Origin of the sequence: Mycobacterium sp. E2699, assembly GCF_001666745.1 — a bacterium.
In the GTDB taxonomy this organism is placed as follows: Bacteria; Actinomycetota; Actinomycetes; order Mycobacteriales; family Mycobacteriaceae; genus Mycobacterium.
Genome location: NZ_LZJH01000084.1, coordinates 38,139 through 49,872, shown reverse-complemented (window position 1 = coordinate 49,872; position 11,734 = coordinate 38,139). Strand labels below are relative to the sequence as shown.

The following is an 11,734-nucleotide window of genomic DNA, read 5'->3' as shown; positions in this document are numbered from 1 at the left end:
CCCCTTCCCGAGCCGAAACGCGACCATGACCACGACGCAAAGCCAGCCCGCCTCCGGTCTCGAAGCACCCGCGCTTGCCGAAGAGCGCAGACGCGAGGTCGACGCGATCGTCGACGTGGCGGCCGAGGCGGCCCGGGCATTCCGCAGGCTCGACCAGGAGCAGGTCGACGCGATCGTCGAGGCGATGGTGCGCGCCGGGGTCCGCGCGGCGGGCGAATTGGCCAGCGTGGCGATCGAGGAGACGGGCTTCGGTGTCTTCGAGGACAAGGTCGTCAAGAACTATGTCGCCACCGAGTTCCTGCACGACTACCTGCGTGGCAAGAAATCCGTTGGTGTCATCGACGAGGACGTCGAACACAACATCGCCTATGTGGCCGAGCCGATCGGGGTCGTGCTGGGCATCACCCCCGTGACCAATCCGACCTCGACGGTGCTGTTCAAGGCGATCGTGGCCGCCAAGACGCGCAACGCGATCCTTTTTCGGCCGTCACCGTATGCGGTGCGCTGTTGCGAACGCAGCCTGGAAGTCCTCCGCCCGGCGGCCGAAGCGGCCGGGATGCCGCCCGGAGCGCTGCAGGTCATTCCGGACGCCGCGCACGAGGTGACGCACTACCTGTTCAAGCATCCCGAGGTCGACTTCATCTGGGTCACGGGCGGACCGAAGATCGTGGCGCTGGCGAATTCGGCCGGAAAGCCGGGTCTGTCCGTCGGTCCGGGCAACGCGCCGATCTACGTTCACAAGACCGCGGACCTGAAGGGCGCGGTCGTTGACATCCTGATCTCGAAAACCTTTGACTCGTCCGTTATTTGCCCGGCCGAGCAAACCTGCATCATCGACGACGAGATATACGACGAGGTGATGGCCGAGTTCGAGCGGATGGGCGCCCAACTGCTCACGCCCGCCGAGGCCGACGCGGTGGCGGAGTTCGCGTTCGGGTGCGGCGACAAGATCTCGCTCGAGGCGGTCGGGAAGAAGGCTTCGGAGCTGGCCGCCCGAGCCGGCTTCAGCGTGTCACCGACCGTCAAAGTGCTGCTGGCACAGCTTCCCGCCGACCTGGACGAACTCGCGTCCCACCCCCTGTTGCGGGAGAAGCTGATGCCGGTGCTCGGGGTGGTGCGCGCAAGAGGCGTCCAGCACGCCATCGACGTGGCCGTCCTGGTCACCGAGCATGGGGGGCTCGGTCACACCTCGGCGGTGTACGCCAGCGACGAGGACGTCATCGAGGCATACGGTCTGGCGGTTCGCACCGGGCGCATCCTGGTCAACGCGCCCACCGCGGTCGGAGCCCTCGGCGGCGTCTACAACAACCTCACACCCACGTTCTCGTTGGGTTGCGGCACCTGGGGCGGGTCGAGCACAACGGAGAACGTCAACTACCGCCAACTGCTGAACATCAAGACCGTCTCGCGGCGCCGCACCCCGCCGCAATGGTTCCGCGTCCCCTCCAACACCTACTTCAACGAAGGCGCACTGGACAACCTGCGCGAACTCGACTGCGAAATCGTCGTGGTGATCACCGATGCCCTGACCGATGAGCGCGGCGTGGTCGACCAGTTGCGCGGCAAGTTACGCACCCAACACGTGCAGGTGTTCAGCGAGGTGACACCGGAGCCCGACGAGGCGACCATCCGCCGTGGCGTCGCGCTGCTGCAGCGGGTCCAACCCGATCTGCTGCTCGCCGTCGGCGGCGGCTCGGTGCTGGATGCCGGCAAGGCGATCCGGCTGTTCTACGAACACCCGGAGAAGAGCCTCGACGAGTTGACGATGCCGTTCCTCGACCCGCGCAAGCGCGTGGCCGACTATCCGACCGACCGCCATCGCGTCCAATTGGTCGCTGTTCCGACGACGTCGGGGACCGGTTCCGAAGTCTCGCCGGCGGCGGTGCTGACGGTGCGCGGGAAGAAGGAAACGCTGGTCGACTACAGCCTGGTGCCTGACCTCGCGATCGTTGACCCCGTCCTGACCTCGTCCATGCCACCGAAATTGACCGCCGACACCGGCATCGACGCGCTCACCCACGCTCTGGAAGCGATCGTTTCGATCTTCGCGTCGCCGTACACGGACGCGCTGTGCGCCCAAGCGGCACGATTGATCTTCGACGCGTTGCCCAGGGCCTACGATGACCCCGGCGAGCTATCCGCGCGAACCGACATGTCCAACGCGGCAACCCTTGCCGGGCTTGCCTTTTCGAATGCGTTCGTCGGGACGAACCATGCGCTCGCCCATGCCGTCGGCGCGAGATTCGGGATCTCGCATGGCCGAGCCAACGGCATCTTCCTGCCTCATGTGCTGCGCTACAACGCAAGTCTGCCAAGCAAGTTCATGCCCGCCCCGGGATATTCCGCCTACGTGGCGCCGGACAAATACGCGCAGCTCGGCCAACTGATCTTCGGCGGGCATGAGCCCGACGAATGCCGCGGCCGGTTGTTCCACGGAGTTGACGATCTGCTGAAGCGACTGGACATGCCGCGATCGCTGCGGGAGTACGGCGTCGAGGAGGAACAATTCCTTACGGCGCTGCCCGCGTTGGCGATGACGGCATTCGAGGATCTCAGCAACCGCACAAATCCGCGGATGCCCTTGGTCAGCGAGATCACCGCCCTGCTTCGGGTGGGCTACTACGGCGACGCCGAAGCTGAAGCTCAGCCGCGCAGTTGAGGCAGCACGTCGCGTTCCCACGCCGCGAAGAACCCGTCCATGTCGGGGCCGATCTGCTGGACGTACACCTCGTCGATGTCGGCGTCGACGTACCGGCGCACCTGCGCCACGTGTTTGTCCGGATCCGGCCCGCACGCAACGCTTTCCGCGACCGTCTCCGGCGGCACCAGCGACATCAGCGCGGCAAAGTCCTTCGGCCGCGGCAGGATCTGTGCGGTCTGCCCCGGCAGCCCCTCGTTGCCCCACAACCGGTGCGCCACCTTCAGCGCGGCGTCGGCGTCCCGATCCCAGCTGACCTTGGTGCCTCCCTGCACCGGCTTGTCGCCGCCGCCGGCGTCCCGGAAAGCCTTGACCAGCTCGGCCTCCGGCATCGCCAGCACGTAGCCGTCACCGATGCGCCCGGCCAGCTCGGCGCCCTGCGGTCCGAACCCGGAGACGTAGATCGGCACCGGCTGCTCCGGCCGCGTGTAGATTCGCGCCTCGGAAACGGTGTAGTGCTTGCCGTGGTGGCTCACCTCGTCGCCGCGGTGCAGCAATCGGATGACGTCGACGGCTTCCTCCAGCATCTCCTGCCGCACACCCACGGACGGCCAGCTGTCGCCGAGGATGTGCTCGTTGAGCGCCTCGCCGCTGCCCACCCCGAGCACGAAGCGGCCGTCGAGCTGCACCGCGGCGGTGGCCGACGCGTGGGCGATGATGGCCGGATGCGTCCGCACGGTGGGGCAGGTGACGGCCGTGCTGACCGGCAGTGACGTCGCCTCCGACAGTGCGCCGAGCACGCCCCACACGAACGGGCTCTGACCCTGCTCGTCGTTCCACGGATGGAAGTGGTCCGAGATCCACAGCGCGTCGAACCCGGCGGCCTCCGCGCGCTTGGCCTGGTCGACCAGTTCCTTCGGGCCGAACTGCTCACTGGAAAGGAAGTATCCGATCTTGGTCATGGCGGCGGGCTACCCCGCTCAGCCCCGGCCTAACACAGCGATCGGCCGCGGGGCCGCCCCGCGCAACGTCGAGAATCGCTTCGCCATTTTGGAGAAGATTATTCTCCTCATCCGAGAGACGCTTTACGATCGGTGGGTGTCCCACACGCTGGAACTCGACCGGCCCGCCGACGGCGTCGTCGTCGTGCGCCTGAGCCGTCCGGAGCGGCTCAACGCCATCAACGCGGCCATGCAAGCCGAATTGGCCGCGGCCCTGGCCGATTTGGGGGCCGACCGGTCGACGCGTGCCATCGTGCTCACCGGAGCCGGTCGCGGCTTTTGCGCCGGCATCGACATGCGCGACTTCGGGCCCGACGTGCCCGAGGCGACGGCGCCGGCGCTGGACCGCATGCGCTTCCAGGAGAGCATGGCCGCGCTCGCCCAACGCGTCCGCGAGGTGCCGCAGCCCGTCATCGCCGCGGTCAACGGCCCCTGCGTCGGGGCGGGTTTCGCGCTGTGCCTCGCCGCCGACATCCGAATCTGTTCGGCGCAAGCCTCGTTCGGCAACGCCGCCATCCTGCTCGGGCTGTCGGGCGCCGAGATGGGCATGAGCTATCACCTGCCCCGCATCGTCGGCACCAGCGTCGCGGCCGACTGGATGCTCACCGGGCGCACGGTCTCGGCCGGCGAGGCCGAGCGGCGGGGGCTGGTCAGCGAGGTCGTCGGGCCCGATCGGTTGGTCGATCGCGCCGTCGAGTTGGCGTCGCTGATCGCCGGCCTGGCGCCGCTCGGCGTGCAACTGACGAAGCGCGCGCTGCAGGTGAACACCGACGCGGCGAGCCTGCCGGCGGCGCTGGAACTGGAGAACCGCAACCAGGTGATCGCGCATGCGACCGAGGACGCGGCCGAGCGCCGCAAAAAGTGGCAATGACCCGAGAAGGGACAACGGATGTCGTGGGACTTCTCCACCGAGCCGCAGTGGGCCGAACAACTGAAATGGGTCGAGGAGTTTGTGCGCAACGAGTGCGAGCCGATCGACCTGATCGTCAAGGAATCCCACGACCTCAGCGATCCGGTGCGGCAGGCCCTGATCCCGCCGCTGCAGGAGATCGTCAAGGAGCGCGGCCTGTGGGCCACCCACCTCGGGCCGCACCTGGGCGGCCCGGGCTACGGCCAGGTGAAACTCGCTCTGCTCAACGAGATCCTGGGCCGTTCGGAATGTGCGCCCATCGTCTTCGGTTCGCAGGCCCCCGATTCGGGCAACAGCGAGATCCTCGCGCATTACGGCACTCCCGAGCTCAAGGCGCGCTACCTCGAGCCGTTGCTGGACAACCGCATCGTGTCCTGCTTCTCGATGACCGAGCCGCAGGGCGGCGCGGACCCCAAGGTGTTCCGCACCACCGCGGTGCCCGACGGCGATCACTGGATCATCAACGGGGAGAAGTGGTTTTCCTCGTTCGCCTCGATGGCTTCTTTCCTCATCGTGATGGCCATGACCGACCCCGAAGCGCCGCCATATCAACGCTATTCGATGTTCGTCGTACCGGGCGGCACCCCGGGCATCAACGTGCTGCGCGATGTCGGGTTGGGGTATCAGCCGCCGGGCGGCGGTCGCGAGGGGTACGTCCGTTACGAGAACGTGCGGGTGCCCGCCGACCACATGCTGGGCCCGCGCGGCGGGGCGTTCGCCGTCGCCCAAACCCGCCTGGGCGGCGGGCGAATTCACCACGCGATGCGCACGGTGGGCCTGGTCCGCCGCATCTTCGACATGATCTGCGAGCGGGCGGTGTCACGCTACACCCAGGGCGAGGTCCTGGCCAACAAGCAACTGGTCCAGGAGATGGTCGCCGACTCGTGGATGGAGATCGAGGCCTTCCGGCTGCTGACGCTGCAAACCGCTTGGAAGATCGACCAATTCAACGACTATCACGCGGTGCGGGCGGACATTTCGGCGGTCAAGGCGATGATGCAGAAGGTGTTGCACGACGTGTCGGCGCGGGCGCTCCAGCTGCACGGGTCACTGGGCACCACCCACGAGATGCCGTTCGTGCAGTACCTGGTGGAGTCGTTCGTGCTCGGCCTGGCCGACGGTCCCACCGAGGTGCACAAGGTGACGCTGGCCCGGCTCCTGCTCAAGGACCGCTCACCCGCGCCCGATCTGTTTCCCTCCGAACACCTGCTGCGCCTGCGCGCGGCCGCCGAGGCGAAGTTCGCCGACCGGCTGGCGGGCATACCCCGCGGCGTGGCGATGGCTAGCGCGGCGGAGCCGGGCGAAGCGGGTCGCCACCATCGGCCTTAGACGGCTTTGGTGACGCCGACGTAGGACAGCACCACGTCGGATTGATCGGTCTCCCGGGTCAGCGTCGCGTAGGAGCGGATGAACGACTGCCCCACGCAGCCGTCGATCTTGACGTGGAAGTTGCTGACCATCACCCAGGGACTCGGCCCCTTGAACTGCTTCTTGACCACCGGCACCACGATCACGAGCCCCGGCTTGAGGCCCACGGTGATCACACCGTTGACAGGAACCGTGATCAACGGCACGGGGGTCACCACGCCGGTGAACGCGCCCGCCAGGCCAAGACCCGGGGTGACGCCTGCACTCCCGCCCATCGTGACGCCGTTGGAAGTGCTCATGTCGATCCCGCAGCCGATCTCGTAACCCACCTCGAGGGTGCCCCGCGGCTGCTCAGGCCCTATGAGCGAGCCGACGAACGTCCCGCTCGCCAGGTATTCACGGGACGAGACGGCGGTGGTCAGCGGCGCCACCGGAATCTGCGACTCGTCCTTGGCGCCGAGGCCCAGGGTCCAGCCGTCCGGGGTCTTGAGGATTGCCGGCGCGTTCGAGGGCACGCCACCGTCCGGCGCGGGCACTGTTACGGCGGCGGGGTCGACGTCGGGATCCGCGCTTGTCGACGGCGCCGCGGCCACGGCCACGAACAGACAAACCGCGATAACCGCGGCGCGGCGAACGACCACGGTTACCGGCCCCACGCGCGACACCGTAGGCGCGGCGCGAAACGCGTCAGGGAATTTGCTGGGCAACCGGTCGAAGTCGTTGTGCGTTCGTAACACATCCGCGATATGGCCCCGGAACGTTGCGCCGATCCTGTATCGGTTTGTTTGCCAGGGGGCTACAATAGGCGGGCGACAGAGAGGGCGGGAATGAAGCGGGTTTTGGTGGCCGGCGCGATGAGCGCGATGGCTCTCGCCGCCAGTTCGGCCGTGGCCAACGCCGATCCCGACCCTTTCTCACCGCCGGCGCCCGGGGTTGTCGATCTGATCACGACGGAGAGTCCGGCGCTGTTCGTCGACCCGGCCGACGAGGGCGGCCCGTCGCTCGCCTGGGGCGGCGCCGGGATGTACTGCGAAAACATGTTCGTGCGGTGCCGCTGATCCACCGTTAGCCCAGCATCGACCGCGCCCGCTCCAGCAACCGCGGCGGCGTCGCGGCCATGGCCTCCAATTCGGCCCGGGGAGAGCGCCTTCGGCGGTTGTGCTTGACGATCAGCGACCACGTCGCGGCCGACTTGAAGCACGCCAGCGCGCCGAACCAGCCCAAGTCGGTGACTTCCCAACCTGATTCGCGTTGATAGATCTCGGCCAGTTCGCCGGCTGGGGGCGCGACACCGGCGGAGGACGGAACCCGTTGGTACGTCTCGGGGTCGCAGTTGATCAGCAACCAGCCCAGATCGATGCGCGGGTCGCCGATCGACCAGATCTCCCAGTCGATCACGGCGGTGATCCTGGCGCCGACGGCCATCAGGTTGCCCAGCCGGAAGTCACCGTGCACCACGCTGGGCCGCAAAGCCCTTGGCGCGCAGGCAAGCAGCGCGTCCCGCACACCGCGCCAGTCCGGCACCAGCTCCGCATCCACGGTCCGCAGCGTGTCGCACCAGCGCTGGACCTCGGCGGCCGCATCGACGACCGGCTCGCCGGCCAGACCCAACTCGGACGGCGACAGGCTGTGCAGGGCGGCCATCACCCGGCACGCGTTGCGGTAGCGCTCGAACAGCCCGGCAGCCGGCGGGCAGCAGTCGAACAGCGGCTCCACGCACTGTCCTGAGGCGTGGGACATCACGAACAGCGGCGGGGTGTCGGGCGGGTCGCCCGGATCCTGCCACACCACCTCGGGCACCGGAACTCGCGTCCCGGCAAGCGCTTTCATGATCCGGGCCTGGCGCAACACGTCGCGGTGCGCGACCGGCTCCACGCCCGGCGGGGCAACCTTGATCACCACCGGCCGGGCGTCGCGCGCGCCGCGGAACGTGAGGCTGGACGCGCCCCCGGCGAGCGCGGCGACGTCGACCACCCCGGCGGCCGCGAGCCGCCGGCGCAGCCCCTCGAGATCGAGCTCGGGCATTCAGCCGGCCCGGCCGACCTCGGCCAGGAAGGACTGGGTGTGCGCGATGCGCCCGGTCATGGTCCTCGGATCGCAGGTGCACAGCCGCAGGGCGGTCTCGGTGATCAGTTCGATGTCCTCGGTGTCGGTCTTGGCCAGATCCAGGGCGCCGGCCCCCGGCGTCGCCACCGGGTTGGACGGAGCCGCGGCGTTGACGGCGATGCCGTCGTCATACAGTTCGGCGGCAAGGCTTTTGGTGAGCCGGTTGAGCGCGGCCTTGGCGGTTCCGTAGATCCCGAAGCCCGCGGTCCGGTCGAATTCGGAGAACGGCGGTCCGGGCGGCAGGTCGCCGCCCACCGACGTCAGATTCAGGATCCAGCCCCGCCCGCGCTCGCGCATCGCGGGAATCGCCAGCTGGCTCAGGTGCAGCGGCCCCAGCACGTGCATCTCGATCATCAGCCGGGCCCGCCGTTCCGGGAACCCGTCGAGCGGCCGCAGGAAGGTGACCGCGGCGTTGTTGACCAAGATGTCCGGTGCACCGACGGCGCGCACGACCTCGCCGAAAAGCCGTTCGCGTTCCTCGGGGTGCGACAGGTCCGCCGGGATGGCGACCGCCCGGCCACCGGCGGCGACGATCTCTTCGCGGGTCTGGCGGAGCGATCCCTGGTATTTGGGGTCGGGGTCCATCGTGCGGGCGGTCAGCGCCACCGTGGCACCGCGCGCGGCAAGCCGCGCCGCGATCGCCTTGCCCAGGCCCCGGCTGCTTCCGGTGACCAGGGCCACCATCCCGTCGCATCGTTGCTCCGTGCCCACCGACGACCTCCTCCGGAAATGGCTTCTCCGCTCAAGAGAATGCCATTATCGCCAGGAGATAGGAAGTGTCACCCCACCGCGGAGGGCGTCGACCGAATATCGTCCGCCGCCGGTGAAGACCAGCAGGAAGAAGGCGAAGCAATAAAGGATCGCCATGGCGCCGCCGTTGCCGTCCGGAGGCTCCCCGACGGGCCAGAGCCCCCGCGGTTGATGCATCCAGAAATAGGCGACCGCCATGTGCCCCGAGGCGAAAAACGCCGCAGCGCGGGTGAACAGGCCAGCCGCGATCAGAAGTCCGGTCACCAGCTCGATCAGGGCGGCGTACCAGCCGGGCCAGGCCCCGAACGCGGCGGGATAGCTGGGACGGGCGGGCCAGCCGAACAGGACCACCGAGCCGGAGGCCGCGAAGAGCAAACCGTAAACCAGGCGAAAGAGGCTCAGCACGGCCGGCGCATGCCCGGCGAGGCGTTCCTCGAGCGTCTTCATCACATCGCCGACGTTACGGTCGCCGCCCAGCCGAGCAGGCGCCTCCAGAGCCGCCGGCGGCTCGACGCCATGTTGTGGCAGTGCGCGCTGTCGGCCAGGACCACGGTCGTGATGTCGGGGCTGCTGCGGAACAGGCCGGCCTCCGCCCGCGGGTCCGGCGAGACGTCGACCGCGCCATAGCCCAGCAGCACCGGGACATCGATCCGCGCGGCGTGCTCGGCGACGACGCCGGGGATCATCGCGGTGCCGAACACCCGCGGCACCACCGACTTTGCCGTGACGCAGTCGGCCGCGACCACGTCGGCAGGCACGTCGGGGAGGTGAAACCAGCTCTGCAGGTATTCGCGGGGGGCCTCGGCATAGGGCTCGGCAAGGGCGGAAAGGATCTGGCGCGCCAGCTCGTCGCGGCCCTGCGGGGTCGCGGCCCGGGCGATGAATGCCGCATCCAGGTTCAGCGGCGCGACGTGTCGATTGGTGCACCCGAGGGCCGCCAATCCGGCGTAGCCGGGAAACAGCGATTGCTGAACGATCGCCAGATAGGCACCCAGCGAGTGCGCGACGGCCACCGCGGGTGCGTGGCCACCTGTCAGCGCCGGCAACTCCGAGACCGCCCGCGCGAGCGCGGCGGCGATGTCGGTGAAACCGAAATCCCTTGCGGGCTTCGAACTTTCGCCCGTACCCAGGGGGTCGATCGTGACGACGTCGTAGCCGTTCCCGGTCGCGAACTCGGCGAAGCTGTAGCCGCTACGGCCGGGGATCTTCAGGTCCCAATATTCGCGGCTGTAGGTGCCGCCCGGCAGGCACACGAGCACCGCGTCGGCGGGGCTCGCGGCCGGGTAATAGGTCGCCGCCAAAAAGGCCTGCTCGCCGACCACGTCGCCGACATCGAAGCGCACCGGTCGCGGGGAGACGGTCATGGCTGGCCTTCCGTCGTAGCCGTCATCGTTTTCACCGTCGTAGCGTGATAGTTGATTGAAACAGGTGTGCTCAGCCTCGACGGCACGGTGCGGTGGGGAGTTGGTCATGAGTGAACGGCCCGTCGACGGGCAATCGCGCCCGGCGGAACGCGCGGCACAGGTGGAGCAGCGAGTGAAAGAACTGCGCAACCGCAGGGCGGAGTTGGCCGCCGGCCAACGGCCGTCCCCCGAGTCGGTCAGCCTGGCGCGACACCGGGCGGAGGAATCTCTGCAAGCCGCGGCGGCCGCCCACCACGCCGCCGCCCAACGGCACGAGGAACTGGCGCGCGTCCACGAGCAGACGGCGAACACCTATCAGCGAGCCGCCATGGACGGACTGGGCTCGTCCGCCCAGCTGCAGCGGGCGGCCGACGAGCACTGGCAGGCCGCGCACGACAGTCACCTGGACGCCGTCGCGGACGAGGCGCAGGCCGAAAACCCCAAGAAATCGTCGTCGGACTAGCGCGTTGACGTACCTGTTCCTGCTGTGCGCGATCTTCGCCGAGGTCGTCGCGACCAGCTTGCTCAAGAGCACCGAGGGATTCACCCGGCTGTGGCCGACGGTCACCTGCCTGGTCGGCTACGCCGTTTCCTTCGCGCTGCTGGCGCTGTCCATCTCGCGGGGCATGCGGACTGACGTCGCCTACGCGCTGTGGTCGGCGATCGGGACGGCCGCCATCGTGCTGATCGCGGTGCTGTTCCTGGGCTCCCCGGTGTCGGTGGCGAAGGTCGTCGGCGTCGCGTTGATCATCGCCGGTGTGGTCACGCTCAACCTGGCCGGCGCGCATTAGGTAACGCGGGGGCCCCCAGCGCAGACATTCACAGCATGATCGTCACCCGGGCCGCCGGTCTCGCAGCGCTGGGCGGCGCCGCCGCGCTGGTCCTCGCCGTGGGCACCGCGCACGCCACGCCCAACCCGCCCCGCGGGCAGGGCACGGTCTACGGAGACCCCGCGGCGGCCGCCGCGTTCTGGCGCTACCAGGGCTACGACGACGACTGCGTGGAAATGGCCGTCGCCGACGTGATCGGTGAGCTGACCGGCCGGGCGCCCTCCGAACAGGCGATCGTCAAGCTGGCCCAATCCACGCCCAGCACCGTCCATTCCGGGCCGGTCTACACCAAGCCGAAGAAGCGCCGGCCCGGCGCCGGCACCTCGTTCGACGACGAGCCGGCGCTGCTCGCCCACTACGGCATCCACGCGGTGTCCACCGACAAGGCCGGCGCCGCGAAGAAGGGCGTCCCCACGGGCATGACGGCGCTGGAGCAGGATTTGGCCAAGGGCCGCAAGGTCATCGTCGGGGTCAACTCCGAACTCATCTGGCGCGAGCCCGTCGAGGACAAGACCCCGGACGGGCAACCGGAGGCCGACCACGCCGTCGTGGTGACCGGCGTCGACACCGCGGCCGGCATCGTGCACCTCAACGACAGCGGCAGCGAGCAGGGCCGCGACGAGCAGGTGCCGATCGACGTCTTCGCGCAATCGTGGGCCAGCAGCGACGACCAGATGACCGTCACGGATTAGCCGACGGGAGCCACGCTCAACAGGCGCACCAGCGCG

13 protein-coding genes are annotated in these 11,734 nt (G+C 68.7%); 7 read left to right on the top strand and 6 right to left on the bottom strand.

What is annotated here, in order from left to right:
* The first annotated feature begins 25 nt into the window (after positions 1–25).
* Entirely contained in the window at positions 26–2,659 is a 2,634-nt protein-coding gene (gene adhE, locus A5696_RS14445) for a bifunctional acetaldehyde-CoA/alcohol dehydrogenase (protein ID WP_067879848.1), read from the top strand.
* Here adhE and A5696_RS14440 read toward each other — a convergent pair.
* A complete protein-coding gene (locus A5696_RS14440) occupies positions 2,644–3,600 on the bottom strand; it encodes an LLM class F420-dependent oxidoreductase (protein WP_067879845.1) in 957 nt (318 codons plus the stop codon). The genes adhE and A5696_RS14440 overlap by 16 nt on opposite strands.
* 136 nt (positions 3,601–3,736) lie before the next feature.
* On the opposite strand from A5696_RS14440, the gene A5696_RS14435 reads away from it, so the two are divergent.
* Together A5696_RS14435 and A5696_RS14430 are read left to right on the top strand one after the other, a co-directional pair.
* Positions 3,737–4,510, top strand: coding sequence for an enoyl-CoA hydratase/isomerase family protein (locus tag A5696_RS14435; RefSeq protein ID WP_067879994.1), 774 nt, complete (start codon positions 3,737–3,739; stop codon positions 4,508–4,510).
* An 18-nt stretch (positions 4,511–4,528) separates the two neighbouring features.
* A complete protein-coding gene (locus A5696_RS14430) occupies positions 4,529–5,878 on the top strand; it encodes an acyl-CoA dehydrogenase family protein (protein ID WP_067879842.1) in 1,350 nt (449 codons plus the stop codon).
* Here A5696_RS14430 and A5696_RS14425 read toward each other — a convergent pair.
* On the bottom strand, positions 5,875–6,558 hold the full coding sequence (locus A5696_RS14425; RefSeq protein ID WP_067879991.1) for an MspA family porin: 684 nt from the start codon (positions 6,556–6,558) through the stop codon (positions 5,875–5,877). The two genes, A5696_RS14430 and A5696_RS14425, sit on opposite strands and share 4 nt — an antisense overlap.
* A gap of 186 nt (positions 6,559–6,744) precedes the next feature.
* Here A5696_RS14425 and A5696_RS14420 point away from each other — a divergent pair, with 186 nt between their 5' ends.
* Positions 6,745–6,975 (top strand): hypothetical protein, encoded by a 231-nt coding sequence (locus A5696_RS14420; protein WP_067879839.1) that lies wholly within the window; start codon positions 6,745–6,747, stop codon positions 6,973–6,975.
* A gap of 7 nt (positions 6,976–6,982) precedes the next feature.
* On the opposite strand, the gene A5696_RS14415 is transcribed toward A5696_RS14420, so the two are convergent.
* From A5696_RS14415 to A5696_RS14400, 4 genes are all read right to left on the bottom strand, one after another.
* Positions 6,983–7,942, bottom strand: coding sequence for a phosphotransferase family protein (locus tag A5696_RS14415; RefSeq protein ID WP_067879836.1), 960 nt, complete (start codon positions 7,940–7,942; stop codon positions 6,983–6,985).
* Complete coding sequence (locus tag A5696_RS14410) at positions 7,943–8,707, bottom strand: SDR family NAD(P)-dependent oxidoreductase (protein WP_067879831.1); 765 nt, start codon at positions 8,705–8,707, stop codon at positions 7,943–7,945.
* Positions 8,708–8,779: 72 nt separating this feature from the next.
* A complete protein-coding gene (locus A5696_RS14405; protein WP_369803346.1) occupies positions 8,780–9,220 on the bottom strand; it encodes a DoxX family protein in 441 nt (146 codons plus the stop codon).
* On the bottom strand, positions 9,220–10,137 hold the full coding sequence (locus A5696_RS14400; protein WP_067879988.1) for an alpha/beta hydrolase: 918 nt from the start codon (positions 10,135–10,137) through the stop codon (positions 9,220–9,222). Before A5696_RS14400 ends, A5696_RS14405 begins: the two co-directional genes overlap by 1 nt.
* A gap of 106 nt (positions 10,138–10,243) precedes the next feature.
* Between A5696_RS14400 and A5696_RS14395 the strand changes: the two genes are divergently transcribed.
* Genes A5696_RS14395 through A5696_RS14385 form a run of 3 tightly spaced genes read left to right on the top strand, consistent with a single transcriptional unit; the run spans position 10,244 to position 11,698 of the window.
* Positions 10,244–10,639, top strand: a complete 396-nt coding sequence (locus A5696_RS14395) for a hypothetical protein (protein WP_067879825.1) — start codon at positions 10,244–10,246, stop codon at positions 10,637–10,639.
* Between the two features lie 4 nt (positions 10,640–10,643).
* A complete protein-coding gene (locus A5696_RS14390; RefSeq protein ID WP_067879822.1) occupies positions 10,644–10,967 on the top strand; it encodes a multidrug efflux SMR transporter in 324 nt (107 codons plus the stop codon).
* Between the two features lie 35 nt (positions 10,968–11,002).
* Positions 11,003–11,698: a hypothetical protein gene (locus A5696_RS14385; RefSeq protein ID WP_067879819.1), complete on the top strand. Its 696-nt coding sequence runs from the start codon at positions 11,003–11,005 to the stop codon at positions 11,696–11,698.
* The last annotated feature ends 36 nt before the right edge of the window (positions 11,699–11,734 follow it).